This is a genomic window from Halanaerobium sp. DL-01 (genome assembly GCF_003338615.1).
GTDB lineage: Bacteria > Bacillota > Halanaerobiia > Halanaerobiales > Halanaerobiaceae > QPJE01.
Genome location: NZ_QPJN01000007.1, coordinates 1 through 22,221, shown reverse-complemented (window position 1 = coordinate 22,221; position 22,221 = coordinate 1). Strand labels below are relative to the sequence as shown.

The following is a 22,221-nucleotide window of genomic DNA, read 5'->3' as shown; positions in this document are numbered from 1 at the left end:
AATTTTATTAAAAATGTTAAAAAAATTTCCCTAAATTTTTATTTTGATTTACGGGAGATGCTCACTTATAGAAGATAAAAGGGCCAGCCGGCCCTTTTATTGTTTATAGTTTAGTTTTTGATATAGAGTTTTGTTAATGTTTAAAGTTTTTTAAATTTTGTGTAAATCCTGATTGTAATTTATAGAGGGAGGAGATTTACACAGAAGAACAGACAGCTTCTGCAGCCACAGCTGCAGCTGCAGTACCTACCTGATTTATGTCTGCATTTATTTTATTTGAAGCAAGAGTAAAAACAGTATCCCCATCAAGCATTGTATGGACAGGATAAATAGTGCGGGCAAGTCCATCCTGTGCCATTATTGATACACGATTTGCTTCACTTTTGTTTAAACGGGCATTGGTAGCTATCACTGCTAAAGTTGTGTTTTCTCTTTTAAGACCAGTATTAAGCTCAGGTTTATTTAAAAAAATTGATTCAGTATCAATAAAATTTCCATTTTCATCTTTAGCCCCTGCAGCTATTTTTCCTGTTTTATAATCTTTGATATCTCCAAATGCATTTACCACCACCAGAGCTGCAACTATCAGTTTTCCTATTTTTATGGCTGCATGGCCTAATTTTGTTTTGTGGGCATATTTCATGCCATTTATTTTTCCACAGGTTGCTCCGGCAGCAGCACCAATGCTTTTATTTTCAAGTGGGGAATTATCAGCATTTCTGCAGGCTTGATAGGCCATTTTTTTATCAGGTCTGATTTTAGAACTTTTATATTCCAGATCATATATCACTGCAGCAGGAACTATTGGCACATATCCACTACCGGTCTGGAAACCTGTACCCTGTTCTTCCAGATAATCCATAACACCTGCAGCAGCATCAAGTCCAAAAGCACTTCCACCTGTCAGCAAAACTGCATTTATATTCTGTATTACTGCTTCTGAAGCTAGAAGAGCACTTTCTCGTGTGCCTGGGGCACCACCTCTTACTTCAGCGCCAGCAGAAAAATTATTGCCGCAGATGATAACTGTACAGCCAGTTCCTCCTTCTATGTTTTCTGCATTTCCTACCTTTATTCCATCTACAGCTGTAATATCATTATTCATATTATCTCCCCTTCATTTTGCTTAAGTTTTATACTTTATTTAATTTCTATTGTATTTTACTTCTTTTTCAAACTGCCTGTTCCTTCCTGATACATATTTTTCGCAATTATTTACCAGCAGGTAAAGTAAACCTCAAATATTTTTATCTGAATAGAGTTTCCCCAAAATAATTTTTACAGCTTAATTTGAAAAATAAGGAAAGGCTTTTTTGTCTGATAGGAAGGAAAATAATAATATATATTTAATATTTAATATATATGGTTATATATAAAAAATATGGAGGTGGATTTATTGATAACTAAAAGATTATTTGCTGGTTTTCTGATTTTAGTGCTGGTAATGGGATTAACTGTGGTGGCAGCTGCTGAAGAGGTCAATATTCGTATTTATCACCATAATGACACACATGCGAGAGTAGAAGAAGGCAGTTATGCAGGTATGGGTTTTGCTAAAATTGCCGCTCTGGTTAAAGAAGGCAGAAAAAAAATGGATAATGTTCTTTATCTTGATGCTGGTGATGCATTTCACGGCCAGGTGATAGCAAATGTGAATGAAGGGGAAGCAATAGCCTATATATTTAACATCATGGACCTTGATGTAATGACACTTGGAAATCATGATTTTAATTATGGACAGCAGCGCCTCAGAGAGCTGAAAGAAATAAGTGACTTTCCACTGCTGGCTGCCAATCTAAAAGAAGAAGATGGAACAGATTCTCCATTGGCAGATGATTATGTTATTAAAGAATATGATGGAGTTAAAGTTGGAATCTTTGGCCTTGCAACTCCAGAAACAGCTTATAAAACTCATCCTAAAAATATAGAAGGACTTGTATTTGCAGATCCGGTTAAATCAGCTAGAGATATGGTTGAAGAATTGGAAGGAAAAACTGATGTAATTATTGGCCTTTTTCATTTGGGATTAAGTGAGGAAAGTAATTATACAAGTAAAATGGTAGCACAACAGGTTGATGGGATAGATGTAATAGTTGATGGACACAGCCACCACACACTGGAAAAAGGTATGATGGTTAATGACACATTGATTACAATGGCAGGTGAATATGATAAATATCTGGGTGTGATTGATCTGGTGGTTGAGAATGGTAATCTAAAATCCAAAAAAGCATCTCTGATAAGTAAAGAGATGGCAGAAGATGTTAAACCCGATAAAATAATCTCAATGGTCGTTGATAGTATGAATGCAGCCAATGAGAAGATTACTTCTCAGGTTGTAGGTGCTGCTCTGATAGAACTTGAGGGTGACCGAGCAGTTGTGCGTACTGGAGAGAGCAATCTCGGTAATATGATTGCTGATGCAATAAAAATTAAACTTGATGCAGATGCTGCTGTTACAAATGGAGGTGGTATCAGAGCTTCAATTAATAAAGGAGAAATAACAAAAGGAGAGGTGATTACAGTTCTTCCTTTTGGAAATACAGCAATGGCGATTAGAGTTAAAGGTTCTGATCTGAGGGCTGCTTTAGAACATGGTGTTTCCAAATACCCTGCTGAAGAAGGTCTTTTTCCACAGGTCTCTGGAATAAAGTTTACCTTTGAACCTGATAAAAATCCTGGAGAAAGAATTCAGGAAGTATGGGTTAAAGGTGAAAAGCTGGACCCAGCCAGAGATTACGTTATTGCTACAAATGACTTTATGGCTGCAGGTGGAGATGGATATACTATGTTTACTGATGCTCCAATAGTAAAAGAAGCCGGTGGACTGGAAGAAGTAGTTATGGAGTATTTAGAAAATAGATCACCGGTAGCACCTAAACTGGAAGGCAGAATAACAGTCGAGTAAATTCTAAAAAGAATTTGAGGAAACTTCTTTTGTAAGGGGTATACTTTACAATATCAAAAAAATTGGATAAAATTAATTTATAATTTAATTAGTTAAATTACTAAAAGGAGGTAATTAAAATTACTGGAGAAACTGTTGGATTTTTATCTATTATACCGCCGATACTGGCTATTTTGCTTGCCATGTACACAAGAGAAGTTCTTATATCATTATTTGCAGGTGTCTGGTCTGCTGCATTAATTATTAGTCGCTGGAATCCAATTTCTGCGACTTCATTATCTCTGCGCTGGATCGTTAATACTGTTAATGATCCCTGGAATGCTAAATTTTTAATTTTGATTATGTTGATGGGAGCTGGAGCTGCCTTAATTTACAAATCGGGAAGTGTGCTGGCCCTGGAAAATTGGATGGGCAGTGCCGTTAGAACTTCAAGGGATTCACAGATTTTAACCTGGATGATTGGGATGTTTATCTTTATCGACTCTTATACCAGTACAATTGTAACTGGAAATGCAACCCGGGATGTGAGTATCAAAAATAAAACATCCAGAGAAGCACATTCCTATATATTAGACTCCACAACAGCTCCGGTGACAACCTTTGGCCCGGTTTCAAACTGGATTGGTTATCAGGTTTCGATGATTGCTGCTGGATTTGCTGCAGCAGGAATCACTGCAGAACAGATTGGAGTTACTCCATATGCAGTATTTTTGCGCTCTATTCCATGGAATTTTTACTGCCTGCTGGCATTTTTTACAGTTGGTTTTATAACAATAAGTCAGCGGTATTATGGTCCGATGCTTGATGCAGAATGGAGATCTCGTAAGGAAGGTAAGTTAATGAGGGATGGAGCAGAGGCACTGTCAGATATAAGTACTGATGTAGGTGAACAGAGCAGTAAAAATCCGAAGCTGATCAATTTCTTTTTGCCTATATTCTCTCTGCTTGCTGTAAGTGTTTTTTCTATGTGGTGGCTTGGTGACGGCTATCAGGCCGGAGTTAGTATTGCTCAGGCTTTTCAGGAGACTGATATAGCACTGGCACTGCTTTATGGTTCCTTTGCCTTTGTCTTTTTTGCTCTTGTCGGAGCTCTGGCTTATAAAACGATGTCCTTAAGTGAAGCCAGTGATGCAATTATTGATGGATTTAAAACAATGATTATTGCTGCTGCGATTATTATTTTAGCCTGGACAATTGGTCATGCAACTGATCAGGTTGGTACAGCAGAATATGTAGTAAATATTCTGATGAATATGGGTCTGCCGGGTAGAGCACTGCCGATAATTATTTTTCTGGCTGCTATGTTTATTTCCTTTACCACAGGTACTTCCTGGGGTACGATGGCAATTCTAACTCCAATTGCTGTTTCTACAGGTTATGAGCTGGTTGGATTCAGTATTGTACCTGTTTTAATGGGTATTTTATTTGGCGGAGCTATTTTTGGAGATCATGTTTCACCTATTTCTGATACGACAGTAATGTCATCAATTTTTGCTGGGTCTGATCATATTGATCATGTAAGTTCACAGATTCCTTATGCATTAACAGCAGCTGGAGCTACAGTGATGACATTAATCTTATATGCTCTGGGAATAGATTCTGTAGTTATTTTACTTATTACTGCTTTTGGGCTGACAATTGTTATGTCAGTTCTGTTTAATAAATATGATGCAGGTAGAAAAGGTCTTCCGGAAGTAATGCCTACAGTAGAAGAAATTGAGGCAGGAAATACAGAAGGCAGCAAAATAAAGACCTTTAACAAAATAGCAGTAGCGGCTTCTGCTTTTTATCTTTTTTATATGGCAAGTATTTTTCTCTTTGCCAATCTAGCATCTTAGATAAAGCTTTTGTACTGCTTTAACCCCTGTAAACTTCAGCAGAGAGTGATTTCTGCTGAAGTGATAGGGGTTTTTTCGATTTTAAAGGTTGTGAAAATAATGATTTGTGCTTAGATTCGATTTAGTGAGGTTTTTCTGCTATAATAATGAATAGATTAATAAATTTAAAGAAACAAATATGGAATTGTAAACAGAACAAAAAAAGGAGTTACTGATAAATTAAATGGAAAGTTCAAAACAGAATTCTAATAAAAATAGTGAGCAGAAAGTTGATAATTCTCGAGATCAGTTTATGGTGATATGTCGGGATGATATGGAAAAACGGGGCTGGGAAAAGCTTGATTATATTATTGTAAGTGGAGATGCTTATGTAGATCATCCATCTTTTGGAACTGCAATAATTGCCAGAGTACTGGAAGATGCAGGTTTTAGAGTCGGGATTATTGCCCAGCCAGACTGGAGAGATACATCGGATTTTAAAAAACTGGGGAAACCTAAATATGCTTTTTTAGTGACTGCAGGGAATATGGATTCCATGGTTAATCATTACACTGTAGGTCGCAATAGGCGCAGGTATGATAATTATTCACCAGGTGGAAAAAGTAATTTGCGTCCAGATAGAGCTACAATAGTATATACAAATAAAATTAGAGAAGTGTATGGAAGTATACCTGTCATATTAGGAGGTATTGAAGCCAGTCTGCGCAGATTTGCCTATTATGATTACTGGGATAACAAAGTGCGGAGATCAATACTGTTTGATACACGTGCAGATCTGCTTGTTTATGGAATGGGAGAACATCAGATTCTGGAAATTGCCGAAAATATGGCTTCAGGACTTGATATTAAATATATAACTCATATTCCTGGAACTGTGTTTATTGCTGACAGTTTGGATAATCTTTATAATTATAAGCTGCTTCCGACTTATGATGAGGTAAGAACAGATAAAAAGAAATATGCTTATTCATTTAAACTTCAATATGAAGAACAGGATCCTATTAGAGGAGAAGTTCTTGTCCAGCAGCATAAAGATAAATTTCTTGTGCAGAATCCACCGGTAGACCCCTTAAACAGGGAAGAGCTGGATCACATTTATTCACTGCCATATCAGAGAGATTATCACCCTGTATATGAGGATCTGGGTGGTGTTCCTGCCATAAAAGAAGTGAAATTTAGTCTTATTAGTTCACGTGGTTGTTTTGGATCATGTTCATTTTGTGCACTTGCATTTCATCAGGGAAAGATGATAACCTCACGCAGCAGAGATTCACTGGTAGAAGAAGCTCAAAAACTTATTAATATGCCGGATTTTAAGGGGTATATACATGATGTAGGTGGACCTACTGCTAACTTCAGACAGCCTTCCTGTACAGATCAACTTTCGCGAGGTATGTGTAAAGGAAAAGAATGTCTGTTTCCTAAACCCTGCAGTAAACTGGAGGTTGATCATGCTGAATATTTGGAGCTTTTAAAGGAGCTGAGGAATCTTAAAGGTGTAAAAAAAGTATTTATAAGATCAGGGATTAGATTTGATTATCTGCTGGAAGATAATAATGAGGAATTTTTTAGAGAAATGTGCAGACATCATGTAAGCGGTCAGCTGAAAGTAGCTCCAGAACATGTTTCAGAAGAAGTGCTCTACAGAATGGGTAAACCAAAAATAGATGTATTCGAAAAATTTAGAAAAAGATTTTATGAGATAAATGATGAAATCGATAAAGAACAGTATATTATTCCCTATTTTATATCAAGTCATCCAGGCAGCAGACTTGAAGATGCTGTCAGTCTGGCAGAATATCTGCGGGATATTAATCATCATCCAGAACAGGTTCAGGACTTTTATCCTACACCTGGTACTATGTCAACTGCTATGTATTATAGTGGTTATGATCCAAGAACAATGGAAAAAATATATGTGGCAAAAAGTCAAAAAGAGAAAAAAATGCAGAGAGCACTGCTGCAGTATCATAAAAAAAGCAATTATCAGACTGTAAAAAAGGCGTTAAAAAGAGCCGGCAGGGAAGATTTGATCGGCTATGATAAAAAAGCTCTTATAAAACCCAGCTCCAGTTCTTAAAATATTTTTATTTTTTAAATAAGGTATGGTTCTCCCACAAAAAGGTATAATTTTTTAAAACAGACTGGGGATGGGAAATAAGCTGCAGTACTTTATGTGCTAATTTAAGTATATAAATTAATACAAAAAAGATATAAAAAAAATTTAAATACAGGAGTGTGTATCTATGAAGACTGAAAAAAAATACGAAAAACTAAAAAATATACTGAGTGAACTGGGCAATTTTGTAGTTGCTTTTTCGGGTGGTGTGGACAGTACATTTCTTGCAGCAGCAGCTCAGGATGCAGGTGCTGATTTTACTGCACTTACAGTAAAAACACCATTTGTTCCCCAAAAGGAAATCGAGGAGCTTGAAGAACTTGTAGAAAAACTATCATTAAATCATAAAGAAATTGAGTTAAAGCTGGAGGAACTGGGGGAGGCTGTGGAAAACTCGCCGGAAAGATGTTATTACTGTAAGAAAAAAATATTTGGAGAGATTAAAAAATTTGCCGGGGGAAGAATTATTGTTGAAGGCTCCAATACTGATGATATAGGTGATTATAGACCCGGGTTGAAAGCTTTAAAAGAACTTAAAATTAGGAGTCCACTATTAGAGGTAGATCTCAGTAAAAAAGAAATTAGAGAATTGTCATACAGCCTGGGACTTCCTACCTGGGATAAACCTTCACTTTCCTGTCTGGCCACCCGAATTATCTATGGAGACAAAATTTCCAAAGAAAAATTGAATAAAATAGAAGCGGCAGAAGGATTTCTTATGGAAAGGGGTTTTGAACAGCTTAGAGTGAGAGATCATAATAATCTGGCCAGAATTGAAGTTGGTGCTGATGAAAGAGAGAAATTTATGGATATAGAACTAATAGATGCTGTTGAGGCATATTTTAAGAAACTGGGATTTGAATATGTCACATTTGATTTAGCTGGATATAGATCGGGCAGTATGAATCGGATGCTTAAAGGAGGTACTGATGAATAAAGAAGATATAAAATCTGTTTTAACAAAGGTAAAAAGTGGAGAAATAGAAATTGATGCTGCAATGGATGAACTTAAAGATCTTCCCTTCAAGGATCTGGGTTATGCCAAAATTGATAATCACAGAAGTCTTCGCAATGGATTTCCGGAAGTTATTTACTGTGAGAACAAATCACTTGATGAGGTAGAAGGTATTATTAAGGAAATGATGAAAAAAAGAAATAATATTCTTGCAACAAGGGCAAACCGAGAAGTCTACAACCGAATAAAAGATATTGAGCCGGAAGCAGAATATTATGAAAGAGCAAAAATTATATTTATTAAGAAAAGAGAATTGAAAAAAACAGAGAATAAAATTATTGTAGTTACAGGTGGCACATCAGATTTAGCAGTTGCTGAAGAAGCAGCAATTACAGCAGAAGTGCTCGGCAACAGTGTGGAAAGACTTTATGATGTTGGAGTGGCTGGAATCCACCGTCTTTTATTAAATATGGATAAGCTTAATGAAGCCAGTGTGATTATAACAGTTGCTGGAATGGAAGGGGCACTTGCCAGTGTTGTTGGAGGTCTGGTGGATAAACCGGTAATAGCTGTACCTACAAGTGTTGGTTATGGGACCAATTTTGGTGGTGTTTCGGCTCTGCTTACTATGCTCAACAGCTGTGCAAGTGGTGTTGGGGTTGTAAATATTGATAATGGATTTGGAGCTGCCTATCTGGCGGCTACAATTAATATGCAGATAGAAAATGCAGGAAAAGAGGGAAGGTAAAATGGAAAAAATACTATATTTTGAATGCAGTTCAGGAATTAGTGGTGATATGACAATTGCTGCACTGCTGGATTTAGGTCTGGATCAGGAGGAATTTTTAAATAAGCTTAAAAAACTTAATTTATCCGGTTATAAAATAGAGATAAAGAAAACACAGAAAAATGGAATTACAGGAACTGATTTTAAAGTGCTTTTGAACAACACAGCACATCCTGACCATATTTATGAAGATAGTCGTGATCATGAGCACAGTCATCATGATCACGAACACTATCATGACCATAATCACAATGATGACCAGCACAGCCATAATTATGATAAAAAAAATCACAATCATGTTCATAAAGAAGATAAAGGCCATCATCATCCGGGCAGTGGAGAACATCATCACCGCAATCTCGGTGATATAGAGAAACTGATCGATGAAAGTGAGTTAAATGAAAACATAAAAGAATTGAGCAAAAAGATTTTTAGCTATGTAGCCGAAGCAGAGGCAAAAGTGCACAGTAAGCCTTTAAATGAAGTTCACTTTCATGAAGTCGGAGCAGTTGATTCTATTGTAGATATTGTAGGTACTGCAATACTGATAGATATGCTTGATGCTGACTATATTTATTCTTCAGCAGTTCCAATTGGTTCTGGTTTTGTAAATGTGGCCCATGGGAATATACCAGTACCGGCTCCGGCAACTATAGAAATTCTTAAGGATGTACCTGTATATGCGTCTGGTATTAAAAGTGAACTTGTAACTCCAACCGGTGCTGCTATTATAAAAACTCTGGCAGAAGAGTTCTGCCCTCTGCCTGAGGTCAAGATTAAGAAAATTGCCTATGGTGCAGGAAAAAAAGATCTGGAAATAACAAATATGCTGAGGCTTTATCTGGCTGAAAAATCTAAAAAAAAAGTGAAAAACTGCTGATTCTAGAAACAAATATTGACGATATGAGTGGGGAGATTTATTCTTATTTATTTCCAGAATTGTTTACCGCCGGAGCTCTGGATGTTTATTTAACAAATATATATATGAAGAAAAATCGTCCTGCCCAGAAACTTAGTGTTCTCTGTACAGAAGAAAAACGAGAAAAACTGGAAAAAATTATCTTTAATGAAACAACAACTTTAGGTATAAGGAGATATTTTGTTGAAAGAAGCTCTCTGAAGAGAGAACAGTTTATATTTGATTCTTCTCTCGGAAAAGTAAAAATTAAATCTGCTTATCTGGATGGGGAGAAAATTAAATCTGCTCCAGAATATGAAGACTGCAGAAAGCTGGCACAAGAAAATGATATTCCACTTAAAGATGTTTATGATTTGATTAAAAGAGAAGCTGAATAATGGTTTTAACAAATAAAAAGCATGGTTCTCCCACAAAAAGGATATTTGCGTCTCTAACTCATTAAGATTGATTAACGAAAAATGCCTAATGTTCCGCAAATACCCTTTTTGTGGACACATCAAAGCATATAAAAACAAAATAAGTGCTGAGTGCCTGGTTTTTTCATCTAACAGGCACTTTTTTCTTTTTTAAAAGGTTTTTTTAATTAAATACAGAATAGTATTATATAGTAGCACGAATTGCATTTTCGTGCTACTATATAAAGGAGGAGGTGTTTTTGTGTCCAGTTTAAAGCGTTTTGGCGTTTCAATAGATGAGGAACTTCTTGAGCATTTTGATAAAATTAATGAAGGAGTATATAATAACAGGTCTGAAGCAATAAGAGATCTGATTAGAGAAAAAATAATAGAAGAAGAAAATAAGACAGATGAATCAATCGTAGTGGGAACTTTAACACTTATTTATGACCACCATAAATTCGCTTTAACCGATAAAATGAATCAGCTGCAGCATGATTATCACTGTATGTTTAAGAGCAATCTTCATATTCATTTAAATTATGATTACTGTCTGGAAGTAATTGTTGTTGAAGGTAAGATGAAAAAGCTGAATGAGGTTACAAGAAGACTTATTGCACTCAAGGGAGTTAAACATGGGGAATTGACTGTTGTCAACATAAAGGCTTTGGAGGATAGAGAATAATAATAGAGAGAGTGATATTATTGGAATTAATAGAGATAGGATATGTAAAAAGCAAATATAAAAAACCGGTTGGACCTGATAAAATGAAAAAAGCAAGAAGTATAATTGAAGTAAAAGAGGAGTATCAACAGGGGCTTGATAAGCTGGATGAATATGATTATATTCAGGTTTTATTTTACCTCCATAAGTCAGAAGGTTTTGATCTGGTAAGCAGAAGAAGAATGGGGCCCAAACGGGGTGTTTTTGCGTCTCGGAGTCCGCGCCGCCCCAATTCAATAGGAATGACTACAGTAGAAATATTAAAAATAGAGGACAATAAAATTCATGTTTATGGACTTGATGCAATAGATATGACACCTGTAATAGATATTAAGCCCTATACACCATTTATGGATACCCCGGCACTGTCAATGCAGAAAGAAAACCCACGCTATGAAATTGATAAGATGATTAAATATAAAAATATGAATGAGCTGCTGCTTAAGGCAGGAGAACTTCATGGACATTTCTGCCCCTATCTTGCTTTAGGAGTTGTGGCAGCTGTTGATGGAGTGCGTAAATTAGATGTAACAAATGATGGTATGGAAAAAATGCTGGCAGTGGTTGAGACCAACAGCTGTTTTAGTGATGGAATCCAGTATATCAGTGGTTCAACTTTTGGAAACAATGGGCTTATATATAGGGATCTGGGTAAAACTGCTGTTACATTTGCAAAAAGAAATGGAGGTAATATCAGATATATTTTAAAAGATGAGAAAGATTTTATAAAGGATAATTATCCAGAGGCAAAAGAACTTTTCAATAAGGTAATTACCCGCAGAGATGGTACAGATACTGAAGCAGAAAGGCTCAAAGAGGTATGGAAAACTATAGCTTTTGAGATTATAGAAAAAGAAGCAGAAAATGTTTTTAACATTTATCAGAATATAGAAATAGATATTCCAGAATATGCACCCATTTTTGAAGATCAATTTTGTGAAAAATGTGGAGAAAAAATTATGGCTTCCAAATCAGTGAAAAATGGTGGTAGAATTTTGTGCAGATCATGTGCAGGAACAGAATATTTCCAAGTTGACGGAAGTGGAATTGTCAGAAAAATCGAATAGGATAAAATTTATTCAGTTAAACTGCTAATGTAAAAAATTTATTTATGACAAAATCTTTTTTTTGCAGCTCTAAAAATAATTTTCTGAAAACTCTATAATATATTTTCTTGTTAAATTAAGACTCATATAGTATAATATAATTGAACCAACAGAGAGAGAAACTTAGTTTGTTTATGTGGTCGTTTTGTTTACTAAAAAGGAACAAAGTAGACGTGTAGCGAGAATGTTCCCTTACCAAAATCCAAAATTAAAGGGAGGGGCATTTAAAATGACAATCTTTAAGTATAAGCAACTTCAAAATGATGTTAAGACAAAAGAAATTGACGCCAGAGGATATGATAAACTTAAAAGCAAAGCTTTAGTTGATTATTACATGAATGGTGGTTATTAAAAAAGAATCAATTGTAAAATGATGTTTTATTTACCGGAGCTGTAAGGCTCCGGTTTTTATTTGACATTAAATAAAAAATTAGGTAAAATAATTATGAGATAAAAATTATATAACTCCGAGTATTTTGTTCCTAAGGATGTATAGAATATATATCTATGGAGAAAATACCGATAGGGTCAGTAGGGAAACATTCTGACCTCCCGGATTGGAAAGGAGTGATGATTTTGTTTGAATTTAATGGTGTAGACCCACCTTTTACCTTCCGGTAAATTATTTATACGGAAGGTTTTTTTATTGTTTTTTTTATTGTTAAGATTATTTATATTTTTAACAATATTCAGAATATAAAGGGGGGTTTCTTATGAACAAAAAATTATCAATTTTTCTAATTATTTTAATGATTACTCTGGTGTTTAGTGGTATGGCGCTGGCTCAGGACAGATTAATTCTGGCAACAACAACAAGCACAGAAAATTCCGGACTTCTCGATGAAATACTGCCTACATTTGAAGAAAAATTTGATGTTAGAGTAGATGTTATTGCAGTTGGTACAGGTAGAGCCATTAGTCTTGCAGAAAATGGAGATGCAGATATTATACTTGTACATGCAAGAGCAGCAGAAGATGCTTTTGTAGAAGCTGGTTATGGTGTTAACAGAAGAGATGTTATGTATAATGATTTTGTTATTTTAGGTCCAGCAGATGATCCTGCAGGAGTTAAGGGTATGGAATCAGCTGTAGCAGCACTTGAAAAAATTGCTAATTCGGAAAGTAATTTTATTTCTCGTGGTGATGACTCAGGAACACACAAAAAAGAGTTAAGCCTCTGGGAAAAAGCATCAGTTAAACCATCTGGCAGCTGGTATATGGAAACAGGACAGGGTATGGGGGCAAGCATCAATGTAGCCAATGAAAAAGAAGGATATATTCTGGCCGATCGAGGTACATTTTTAGCTTACAGTGGAGATATAGATCTTGAACTACTTGTAAGTGGGGATCCGCTGCTGTTTAACCCATATGGAATAATTCCTGTAAATCCAGCCTACCATACACATGTTAATTATCAGAAAGCAATGGCCTTAGTAGGATATATAACTTCTCAGGAAGGTCAGCAGATGATTTATAATTATACTAAATATGGTGAAAGATTGTTTAATCCATCTGCAATAACACCGGAAAATTTTAACTAAAGATATTTTCTCCAAAATAAATAATATAGTAGTATTATGTTATTATAGATAGAGGTGAAGAAAGATGAACTATATAATAGAAGCATTTCAGGAAGCATGGTATTTAATCATTGGATTTGATAGAGAACTTTTTAATGTGGTTTCAACATCACTGCGTCTTTCTATTACATCAACTTTCTTTGCCTCTATTATAGGAATTCCTGCCGGTATATTTATCGGCAGGACTAATTTTGGACGTAAAAAAATAGTAAATATAATATTAAATACTCTTCTGGGCCTGCCGACTGTGGTTGTGGGAATATTTGTGTATTCCCTTATTTCTAGAAGAGGAATTCTGGGAGAATATGAGATGCTATTTTCTTTTAGAGGTATCATTATTGGTCAGATAATTTTAATTGTCCCACTGATAACTGCTTTAATAAGAAATGCTATTTATTCACTTGATGAAAAGCTCTACAAAACAGCTCTTTCTCTTGGAGCAACAAAAATTCAGCAGTTTAAACTTTTATTACTGGAAGCCCGATATGGAATTATGGGGGCTGTTATTACAGGTTTTGGCCGTGTATTAGGTGAGGTCGGAATTTCTATGATGCTGGGTGGAAATATTAAAGGAGTTACCAGAACAATTACTACTGCAATGGCTCTTGAAACAAATAAAGGTCGTTTTGGATTTGGGCTTGCCCTGGGGCTGATACTGCTTCTTCTTGCTTTTATAATCAATATTGGTGTATATTCTCTGCAGGAGGGGAAAGAATATGAGCAGCGATAAAATTATTTTAAAGGCTTTAAATATAAAAAAAAATATAAAAGGGAAAAATATACTGAATCTGCGGGAGTTTAATGTTTATGAGGGTCAGTTTAATTTTATTATCGGGCATAATGGAAGTGGAAAGACAACATTATTAAATATATTATCTCTTGTAGATGATGATTTTAGTGGTGATCTGATATATAAAAATCAGACTATTGGTCCTAAAACTGATAAAGTTAAGCTCAGAAGAAGATTTTCTGTAATCTGGCAGAATCCATATTTTTACCGAGGTAGTGTAATTTATAATATAAGCCTTCCCCTCAGACTGCGTGGTCTAAATAAAAATCAATATCTCAAAAAAACGGAAGAAATAGCTAAAAGACTTGAAATAGAAAATCTGCTTGAACAGTCAGCTGCAACCCTTTCAGGAGGAGAAAAGCAAAAAGTATCTATAGCGAGAGCATTAATAACTGAACCGGAAATTGTCTTTGTTGATGAACCAACTACCAACCTTGATGAAGAAAGTATAGAATTTTTTAATTCACATTTTGCAGAACTTGTAACAGAGGAAATGACTGTGGTTATGGTGACACATGACAAAAACCAGATAAGAAGTCTGGCTGAAAAAATAACTGTACTCAAAAAAGGATCTGTACAGTACAGCGGCCCGATTAAAGGTCTGCACTATCAGAATGATAATAATTATTACAGTTCAAAGCAGGATTATCGACTTTTAATGAAGAACTAATAATGAAGAACTAATAATAAGGAGTTTCCCCATTTTCAACTCTAAAAATAATTTTTTGGAAACTTCCCTTAATAAAAAGAGGAGTGGTTCTTCTATGGAAAATTTGCTTTTGAAAAATGCTCTGCTGATAGATGAAAAAAGATCTCAGAAAGCTGATGTGCTTATAAAAGGAGAAAAAATTGCTTCTATCGGGAAACCAGGCAGTTTTTCTCAGGTAGAAAAAGCTGAAAATTTAAAAAATATTAATCTGAATGGTAAATACATATTTCCCGGTATTATAGATGCACATACACATTATTATTTAAAATCCAGAAATACAATTACTGCAGATGATTTTTATTCAGGCAGTATTTCTGCTGCAGCAGGTGGGGTAACAACTGTAATTGATTATATTGATTTTCCTCCAGATGCTGATTTTAAAAGTGCTTTTGAAAAAAGATGTCTTAAAGCAGCTGATTCTATTATCGATTACAATTTTCATCAGGTAATTGAGGATTTTAATCAGGAAATATCTAAAAAATTAAAAATTTTAAAAGAAATTGGAATTGCAAGTGTTAAGTTATTTACAACATATAGACGAGAAGGCTATGTGATAGAGCGCGGCAGATGGAGGGATGTACTAAAAAGACTGAAAGAACTCAAACTGCTTCCTACTGTACATGCTGAGGAAGATAAGCTTATTGAAGATTTAGAGAAAATATATTCAAAGCATAATTTAATATCTGCTGACATGCATCCTTCCATTCGGCCTGCAGTTGCAGAAGGACTGGCAGTTAAAGATATGGGTGAAGAAGCATTGCGGGCAGATATTCCCCTCTATATTGTTCATGTTTCTTCCGAATATGGGCTAAAGGAAATTAAAAAACTGAGGAAAAAAGGTGCGGAAATTATAGCAGAGACAGCACCCCATTATCTTCTGCTGGATCAGTCTTATCTTCGACAGGAAGAAGCACAGCTTTATTTAATGACTCCCCCTCTTAGAACAAAATATGATAATGAAATACTCTGGAACGGTGCAGCAGAAGGTGATTTTCAGGTGATTGCTACAGACCACTGTTCATTTACTCCCAGTCAAAAATTTAGGTCTCAATCAGCTCTTGATATCCTGCCCGGGATACCAGGTACAGAGACTCTGCTGGCTTTGATACATCATTTTGGAGTTAGAAGTGGAAAGTTTTCTTTAAATGAAATGATAAAAATGCTTGCTTATAATCCTGCCAGGATTTTTGGTTTATATCCTCAAAAGGGGTCACTGCAGGAAGGAACAGATGCTGATATAACAGTTTTTGATCCAGAAAAAAACATAAAATTAACTGCAGAAAATCTTCATTCTGCAGCTGGTTACAGTCCATATAAAAATTTTGAGGTAAAAGGCTCGGTATATATGACACTGCGAAGAGGTCAGATAATATTTGCTGAAAATAAAACAGCAGAAAAAGGAAGTGGAAAATTTATTCCTGCCAGCACTTCAGATTTTTTTCGCGAGGATCACTGATCTCCTGATTTAAAAAACAGGATAATTTGCACAGTCCCTGATTGATATGCTGTTCCTGTAAAAATACGTTATCTGGTACTTTAAGAGGAATTTCAGCAAAATTCCAGATGCCTTTAATTCCGGCCGCGACAAGGCGGTCGGTTATATTTTGGGCAGCTCCTTCTGGAACTGTGAGTGCTGCAATAGCAACTTTTTCTTTTTTAATAACTTTTTCTAGATTTTCCATCGGCTGAGTTTTTATATTATTAATATATAGGTCAATCAATTTTGGATTTTTGTCAAAAATTGCAGTTAGTTTATAACCTCTTTCTTCATAACCTCGATTGTAAGCCAGTGCCTGGCCCAGATACCCTGCACCAACAATTATAATTTTTTTTGTGTAATTAAACCCCATTATAATGCTTATCTGCTGAAACAGACAGTCAATATCATATCCATAACTTTTGCGGCCAAATGTGCCAAAATAACTTAAATCCTTTCTTATTAAAGAACTGCTGAGTCCGGTGAGTTCTGAGAGTTCTTCTGAAGATATATATTCTTTGCTGGAATCCTGGAGCATTTTAAGGTGATTATAATATAAAGGCAGTCTGTTTATAATAATTTCGGGTATTTTTTCAGTTGATTTTCCCATAACAGATTCTCCTTAATTAATAGTTTGTAAAAAATATAACAATCTTCAATTATATTTTATCTTACTATAATAATTATATCAAGCAGGATAAAAAGAAGATTTACAGAAATAATAATTAAGGAATGAACTCTGAAGTTTTAGATGGGGAGGGTTACCTGCCTATTTAAGGCAAAAAATTTTGTTTAAGAATAACATAATCGAGGAGGAATATTGATGGATAAATATAAAATAACAGATGAAAAACTTGAATTTAAATATGATTTCGAAAATTTTTCTTTTAAGAATACAGATGAGCTTGATTCTATGGAAGGAGAGATAATAGGACAGGATAGGGCTGCCAGAGCAGTTGATTTTGTCATGCATGTAAAAAAACCAGGCTATAATATATTTATGGCAGGACAGTCCGGTACAGGAAAATCAACTTATGCTGAAAAAATGGCAGAAAAAAAAGCAGAAAATATGGAATGCCCAAAAGATATCCTTTATGTTTTTAATTTTTCGGAATACGAAAAACCAAAGGTAATGTATGTACCGGCAGGTACGGGAGCTTCTTTAAAAAATGATATGGAAAAAATAATAGAAGAACTCAAAGAAGAGATACCGCGTGCTTTTGAAGGAGAAGAATATGATGAAGAGAGAAAAGAAATAATAAACCAGTATCAGCCAAAATCCACTAAATTGATGGAAGAATTTGAAAAAGAAGTAAAAGAACGGGGATTCCTTTTGCAGAATACCCCTCAGGGACTTGTTCCTATTCCATTAGATGAAGATGGAGAACCACTTTCACGTGAAGATTATCAGCAGCTGTCTGAAGAAGAAAAAAGTGAAATTAGAGAAGAAATTCAGGAGATTCAGACAGAAATCTCTCAGATTATGCGCCAGGTAAGATCTATCAAAGAAGAAGCACAGGAAGAGCTGGGAAGTTTGGAAAAGAAAATAGGTATTTCTGTAGTACAGCCTATTATTTGTCATCTCCAGGATAAATATGGTGATGTTCCTGAAATAGTTAATTATCTGCAGAAAGTTCAGGATGATATTGCGGAAAATATAAACCGCTTTCGCAGCAGTGATGATAATCAGAAACAGATGTTTCCGTTTGAAATAGATGAAGACGGCAGTTTTTTTAAACGTTATCATATAAATTTGTTTGTTAATCACAGTGATACAAAAGGTGCTCCTGTGGTTTACGAAACTAATCCAACTTATTATAACTTGTTTGGAAAGATAGAAGGTAAAAGTCAGTTTGGTACTATTACGACAGATTTTACAATGATAAGAAGCGGATCTCTTCACAGAGCTAATGGTGGCTTTTTAATTGTACATGCACATGATCTGCTCACAAACCCATTTTCCTGGGAGACTTTAAAAAGAAGTCTGATCAATGGGGAAATTACAGTAGAAAACATTGGTGAGCAGTACAGAAGTGTTCCCATTATTACACTGAAGCCTGAGGCAGTAGAGCTGGATTTAAAAATAATAATGATTGGTTCCCCCTATATTTATTATTTATTATATAATTATGATGAAGAATTTTCTGAGCTTTTTAAAATTAAAGCAGATTTTGATACTGAAATGGACAGAAATTCTGATAATATAGATAGATTTTCTGTTTTTATTTCTACAGTTATTGATAGAGATGATTTAAAACCATTTACAGCCTCAGCTGTGGCAAAGATGGTCGATTTTAGTTCCCGTCTAACAGGGGACAGACAAAAATTATCTACTAAATTTAATGAGCTGATAGATATTCTTTATGAGGCTGATGCATGGGCAGAAAGAAGTAATTCCACATATGTGACAGATGAGTTTGTACTAAAAGCTATAGAAGAAAAAGAAAAGCGCTCCAACCTGCTTGAGGAGAAAGTGCAGGAAAGAATAGATAGAGATATACTGCTGGTAGATGTAAGCGGCTGGGAAGTTGGTCAGATAAATGGACTTTCCGTCTATCAGGCGGGAAATTATGCTTTTGGACGGCCTTCCAGAATAACTGCCAGAACATACCTTGGAAAAGAAGGTGTTATAAATATAGAGCGTGAGGTTAAAATGAGTGGGCAGATACACAGTAAGGGTGTATTAATTTTAACTGGCTATCTTGGTGGTCAATATGCTCAAGAAAACCCACTTAGTTTAACTGCATCCATAGCATTTGAACAGAGCTATGGTGGTATTGATGGTGACAGTGCTACCTGTGCTGAAGTTGTGGCACTTCTTTCTTCACTATCAGATATACCTATTAGACAGGATATTGCTATTACAGGTTCTATGAACCAGAAGGGAGTAGTACAGCCGATAGGTGGAGTCAACGAAAAGGTAGAAGGCTTTTTTGCAGTATGTAGGGCAAAGGGATTGAGCGGAAGTCAGGGTGTTGTGATTCCTGAGAGAAATATAGATAATCTGATGTTAAATGATGAAGTTTTAGATGCGGTAAAAAATAATCAATTCCATCTGTACAGTGTTGAAAAGATAGACCAGGCACTGGAAATCATGCTGGATACACCGGCAGATGAAGTGCACAAAAAAGTAAAAGCAGTATTAAAAGAATATGCAGAAGTTGAGGAATCTTTAGAAGAGAATGATAGAAGTTAAAGTCTGCTGACAAACATCACGGGTCTGTCTTAAGAAGGATCAACTTTAGGAGCTGAAAAAATGAGGAAAAAATTAATTAAAAATATAAATATTATAACTAACGATAAAATTATCTGTGGTGGATCAATTGTTTTTGGAGAAAAAATAGAAAAAATTGTCCCATATATTTTAGAGGACAGTTCTGATCTGGAAGTTATTGATGGTAAAGGTGCATATCTTTCAGCAGGATTTATAGATATTCACACACACGGAGCTTCAGGTCGAGATACTATGGAAGCTGATTATAATGCATTAAATTCTATTAGTAAAACACTTGCCAAACATGGTGTTACTGCATTTTTGCCGACAACAATGACTATGAGCCCTGACCAAATAAAAAGGGCATTATCTGCTGTCAGAGAGGCAGCAGATAGAGGTACTGATGGAGCAGTAATAGCAGGTTCCCATGTAGAAGGTCCATTTATAAGTGAAGAATATATTGGTGCTCAAAACAGCCGCTATATTCTTGATCCAGATCCTGATCTGCTTAGAGATTATTATGATGTAATAAAGATAGTTACACTGGCTCCAGAAAAAAAGGGAGCATTAACTTTAATAAAGGAATTAAAAAAGAATAATATTACTGCTGCAGCCGGGCATTCTGCAGCTAATTATGAAGATTTCCAGGCAGCCAGAGAGGCAGGAATGGATCATTTTACACATCTATATAATGCTATGTCAGGACTGCACCACCGCCGACCTGGTCTTGTGGGGGCTGCACTGGATTCAGATTTGACAGTAGAATTGATAGCCGATTTGATACACCATCATGAAGCAGTTGATAGACTTACTATAAAATATAAAGGTGCTGATAGAGTTATTCTGGTTTCAGATTCTATGGAAGCAGCAGGGCTGGAAGATGGAAAATATGAGCTTGGTGGACAGGAAGTATTTGTAAAGGAGGGAGCAGCCAGGCTAAAAAGTGGTCAGCTGGCAGGAAGTGTGCTCACTCTGGATAAGGCTGTCAGAAATGTTATGAGTATAACCGATTTAAGTATTCCTGAAATTTTTAGAATGGTGACTTTAAATCCTGCCAAAAAACTTGGAATTGATCATCAAACAGGTAGAATAGAAAAAAACTATTTTTCAGATCTAATTCTTCTAAATAAAAAATTTGAGGTTCTAAAAACTTTTATACGGGGGAAAACCTTATAAATTAAATAGGGAATATTTTATAAAAATAAAGGAGTATTTGAGAGATAATTTGATTTAAAGAGAGATAAATGTCATTTTCGGCATTTTTAATAATTTGACCTTTTCTGACTATTTGACTATAATAATAATAGAAAGTTAAAAGAAAAATAATTTAAAAGAAAAATTCGGAGGTGGTTTTATGTTTGATCTTGTACCTTTTAGAAACCGCAATCGAAGAGATTTAATCGATCGCGAGGATGATCCATTTAATCGTATTGTCTCTGACTTTTTTGGTGATGTGATGGATTTTGCGGATCGCGGATTTAGAGCAGATATCAAGGAAAACGATGATGAATTTTTAATTGAAGCAGAAATGCCTGGTATAAAGAAAGATAATATCAATTTAGAAATAAATGAAGATTATCTGACAATTACTGCAAGCAATGAAGAAAGTAAAGAAGAAAAAGGAGATAAATATATCCGGCGCGAAAGAAGAAGAGGAACTTATTCCCGCAGTTTCTATCTGGATAATGTAAATGAAGATGAGATAAAAGCCGAATATGATGATGGAATTTTGAAAGTTCATCTTCCTAAAAAAGAAAAAACATCAGTTAAATCCCGCACAATAGATATTGAATAATTTAGATTTAAAAAATAAATATTGACGAAAAGGACAATTTTAAGGATGTTTTATTGCCCGGCATTACCGCCGGGCTAATTTTTTGTGTGCTCCGTAAATTATTCTGATAATAGGTGAAAGTCCTATCTATGTTGTGGCATGTATCATGTAGAAGTCAACAGTGACAGGGTGTTCACCGTGAGGTGGAATCTGAAGAGTCTGAGACGTGCTGTTAGTCCAAAACATTATGTGAACCAGAGGTGGCATCTGTAAATGGCGATTCGCCAAAAAATCGAAGAAGCTCAATGCCGGCATAAAAACCATGCAATCTAGGCTGGATTTGCAGATGTGATTAGGGTTGGAATGACAGCAAGATGGAATAATTGGCCGGAGGAGTTCTGTATTTGTCTAAAACTAAAACTAGTTTTAGTAAGTCGAGGCATAACCTGAACGGGAAAACCAGGATAAAGTAGATACAGAGTTCAGATGGCGTCAATAGTAGCTATGATGACTGGTCCTTAGATAACAGGGTGACCTGCAGGAGGATAAAGCCAGTTTAGCAAAGGACAGCCAGCGCAGTCGAAGTTGAAGATAATACAGGAGTGGTAGACAGATTTTAATGGTTTAAACACTGCTTAAAGTAGTGGGTCAGGCTGATAGCCGGAGGGAGAAATCTAATCTCAAAGGTGATAGGTCAGAAACACCATAACCTCAGTAGTAATATGTCAGAGGGGGCGATTGGTGATAACCTAAAACGTGGCTGATAATATAGGGTGGCGTAATATCGCCACTGCTGGCAAATATCTTTCTGCATGAGTTCGATAAAGTAATGACAGAAAGAGGGTATAAACTGGTGCGATTTGCTGATGATTTTGTGGTAATGACGAAATCAAAAAGGAAAGCTAAAAGAGCTTATGAAGTAGTTA

At 35.4% G+C, this 22,221-nt stretch carries 17 protein-coding genes, 2 pseudogenes and 1 riboswitch; of the genes and pseudogenes, 17 read left to right on the top strand and 2 right to left on the bottom strand.

What is annotated here, in order from left to right:
* Positions 1-196: 196 nt before the first annotated feature.
* Positions 197-1,105, bottom strand: a complete 909-nt coding sequence (locus DER71_RS03865) for a P1 family peptidase (protein ID WP_114457049.1) — start codon at positions 1,103-1,105, stop codon at positions 197-199.
* A gap of 291 nt (positions 1,106-1,396) precedes the next feature.
* On the opposite strand from DER71_RS03865, the gene DER71_RS03860 reads away from it, so the two are divergent.
* From DER71_RS03860 to DER71_RS03800, 13 genes and pseudogenes are all read left to right on the top strand, one after another.
* Complete coding sequence (locus DER71_RS03860) at positions 1,397-2,908, top strand: bifunctional UDP-sugar hydrolase/5'-nucleotidase (protein WP_233486934.1); 1,512 nt, start codon at positions 1,397-1,399, stop codon at positions 2,906-2,908.
* Between the two features lie 182 nt (positions 2,909-3,090).
* Complete coding sequence (locus DER71_RS03855) at positions 3,091-4,746, top strand: Na+/H+ antiporter NhaC family protein (protein ID WP_114457166.1); 1,656 nt, start codon at positions 3,091-3,093, stop codon at positions 4,744-4,746.
* Between the two features lie 223 nt (positions 4,747-4,969).
* The gene (locus tag DER71_RS03850; protein ID WP_114457047.1) at positions 4,970-6,826 is read left to right on the top strand and encodes a YgiQ family radical SAM protein; all 1,857 of its coding nucleotides are present in this window, start codon (positions 4,970-4,972) and stop codon (positions 6,824-6,826) included.
* A gap of 166 nt (positions 6,827-6,992) precedes the next feature.
* Positions 6,993-7,802, top strand: a complete 810-nt coding sequence (gene larE / locus DER71_RS03845) for an ATP-dependent sacrificial sulfur transferase LarE (RefSeq protein WP_114457046.1) — start codon at positions 6,993-6,995, stop codon at positions 7,800-7,802.
* Positions 7,795-8,568, top strand: a complete 774-nt coding sequence (gene larB / locus DER71_RS03840) for a nickel pincer cofactor biosynthesis protein LarB (protein WP_114457045.1) — start codon at positions 7,795-7,797, stop codon at positions 8,566-8,568. The genes larE and larB overlap by 8 nt, the downstream gene beginning before the upstream one ends.
* Before the next feature lies 1 nt (position 8,569).
* Positions 8,570-9,903, top strand: a pseudogene (larC, locus tag DER71_RS03835) (nickel pincer cofactor biosynthesis protein LarC).
* 280 nt (positions 9,904-10,183) lie between these two features.
* A complete protein-coding gene (gene nikR, locus DER71_RS03830) occupies positions 10,184-10,606 on the top strand; it encodes a nickel-responsive transcriptional regulator NikR (RefSeq protein WP_114457044.1) in 423 nt (140 codons plus the stop codon).
* A 20-nt stretch (positions 10,607-10,626) separates the two neighbouring features.
* Entirely contained in the window at positions 10,627-11,712 is a 1,086-nt protein-coding gene (gene tsaA / locus DER71_RS03825; protein ID WP_114457043.1) for a tRNA (N6-threonylcarbamoyladenosine(37)-N6)-methyltransferase TrmO, read from the top strand.
* 268 nt (positions 11,713-11,980) lie between these two features.
* On the top strand, positions 11,981-12,103 hold the full coding sequence (locus DER71_RS12365) for a hypothetical protein (protein WP_255416507.1): 123 nt from the start codon (positions 11,981-11,983) through the stop codon (positions 12,101-12,103).
* Positions 12,104-12,204: 101 nt separating this feature from the next.
* A riboswitch (molybdenum cofactor riboswitch) is annotated at positions 12,205-12,335 on the top strand.
* Between the two features lie 129 nt (positions 12,336-12,464).
* The gene (locus DER71_RS03815; RefSeq protein WP_114457041.1) at positions 12,465-13,292 is read left to right on the top strand and encodes a substrate-binding domain-containing protein; all 828 of its coding nucleotides are present in this window, start codon (positions 12,465-12,467) and stop codon (positions 13,290-13,292) included.
* Positions 13,293-13,356: 64 nt separating this feature from the next.
* Positions 13,357-14,061, top strand: a complete 705-nt coding sequence (locus DER71_RS03810) for an ABC transporter permease (RefSeq protein ID WP_114457040.1) — start codon at positions 13,357-13,359, stop codon at positions 14,059-14,061.
* The gene (locus DER71_RS03805) at positions 14,048-14,791 is read left to right on the top strand and encodes an ABC transporter ATP-binding protein (protein ID WP_114457039.1); all 744 of its coding nucleotides are present in this window, start codon (positions 14,048-14,050) and stop codon (positions 14,789-14,791) included. The genes DER71_RS03810 and DER71_RS03805 overlap by 14 nt, the downstream gene beginning before the upstream one ends.
* A 94-nt stretch (positions 14,792-14,885) precedes the next feature.
* Positions 14,886-16,286 (top strand): amidohydrolase family protein, encoded by a 1,401-nt coding sequence (locus DER71_RS03800; protein ID WP_114457038.1) that lies wholly within the window; start codon positions 14,886-14,888, stop codon positions 16,284-16,286.
* Here the strand turns inward: DER71_RS03800 and DER71_RS03795 are convergent.
* Positions 16,243-16,917: a redox-sensing transcriptional repressor Rex gene (locus DER71_RS03795; protein ID WP_114457037.1), complete on the bottom strand. Its 675-nt coding sequence runs from the start codon at positions 16,915-16,917 to the stop codon at positions 16,243-16,245. The genes DER71_RS03800 and DER71_RS03795 overlap by 44 nt on opposite strands.
* A gap of 213 nt (positions 16,918-17,130) precedes the next feature.
* Here DER71_RS03795 and DER71_RS03790 point away from each other — a divergent pair, with 213 nt between their 5' ends.
* From DER71_RS03790 to DER71_RS12480, 4 genes and pseudogenes are all read left to right on the top strand, one after another.
* Positions 17,131-19,503: a Lon protease family protein gene (locus DER71_RS03790; RefSeq protein WP_114474331.1), complete on the top strand. Its 2,373-nt coding sequence runs from the start codon at positions 17,131-17,133 to the stop codon at positions 19,501-19,503.
* Positions 19,504-19,563: 60 nt separating this feature from the next.
* Positions 19,564-20,697: an N-acetylglucosamine-6-phosphate deacetylase gene (gene nagA / locus DER71_RS03785; protein ID WP_114457035.1), complete on the top strand. Its 1,134-nt coding sequence runs from the start codon at positions 19,564-19,566 to the stop codon at positions 20,695-20,697.
* A 178-nt stretch (positions 20,698-20,875) separates the two neighbouring features.
* On the top strand, positions 20,876-21,316 hold the full coding sequence (locus DER71_RS03780; RefSeq protein ID WP_114457034.1) for an Hsp20/alpha crystallin family protein: 441 nt from the start codon (positions 20,876-20,878) through the stop codon (positions 21,314-21,316).
* Positions 21,317-22,067: 751 nt separating this feature from the next.
* Positions 22,068-22,221: pseudogene (locus DER71_RS12480) on the top strand (reverse transcriptase domain-containing protein); the annotation flags it as partial.

What these genes read in the sequence shown, in the direction of transcription:
- larB (WP_114457045.1), top strand. Translation starts at nt 7,795, where the DNA reads ATGAATAAAGAAGATATAAAATCTGTTTTAACAAAGGTAAAAAGTGGA.
- larE (WP_114457046.1), top strand. Translation starts at nt 6,993, where the DNA reads ATGAAGACTGAAAAAAAATACGAAAAACTAAAAAATATACTGAGTGAA.
- DER71_RS03855 (WP_114457166.1), top strand. Translation starts at nt 3,091, where the DNA reads ATGTACACAAGAGAAGTTCTTATATCATTATTTGCAGGTGTCTGGTCT.
- DER71_RS03805 (WP_114457039.1), top strand. Translation starts at nt 14,048, where the DNA reads ATGAGCAGCGATAAAATTATTTTAAAGGCTTTAAATATAAAAAAAAAT.
- DER71_RS03850 (WP_114457047.1), top strand. Translation starts at nt 4,970, where the DNA reads ATGGAAAGTTCAAAACAGAATTCTAATAAAAATAGTGAGCAGAAAGTT.
- nagA (WP_114457035.1), top strand. Translation starts at nt 19,564, where the DNA reads ATGAGGAAAAAATTAATTAAAAATATAAATATTATAACTAACGATAAA.
- DER71_RS03790 (WP_114474331.1), top strand. Translation starts at nt 17,131, where the DNA reads ATGGATAAATATAAAATAACAGATGAAAAACTTGAATTTAAATATGAT.
- DER71_RS03780 (WP_114457034.1), top strand. Translation starts at nt 20,876, where the DNA reads ATGTTTGATCTTGTACCTTTTAGAAACCGCAATCGAAGAGATTTAATC.
- DER71_RS03795 (WP_114457037.1), bottom strand. Translation starts at nt 16,917, where the DNA reads ATGGGAAAATCAACTGAAAAAATACCCGAAATTATTATAAACAGACTG.
- DER71_RS03810 (WP_114457040.1), top strand. Translation starts at nt 13,357, where the DNA reads ATGAACTATATAATAGAAGCATTTCAGGAAGCATGGTATTTAATCATT.
- DER71_RS03815 (WP_114457041.1), top strand. Translation starts at nt 12,465, where the DNA reads ATGAACAAAAAATTATCAATTTTTCTAATTATTTTAATGATTACTCTG.
- DER71_RS03800 (WP_114457038.1), top strand. Translation starts at nt 14,886, where the DNA reads ATGGAAAATTTGCTTTTGAAAAATGCTCTGCTGATAGATGAAAAAAGA.
- DER71_RS12365 (WP_255416507.1), top strand. Translation starts at nt 11,981, where the DNA reads ATGACAATCTTTAAGTATAAGCAACTTCAAAATGATGTTAAGACAAAA.
- DER71_RS03865 (WP_114457049.1), bottom strand. Translation starts at nt 1,105, where the DNA reads ATGAATAATGATATTACAGCTGTAGATGGAATAAAGGTAGGAAATGCA.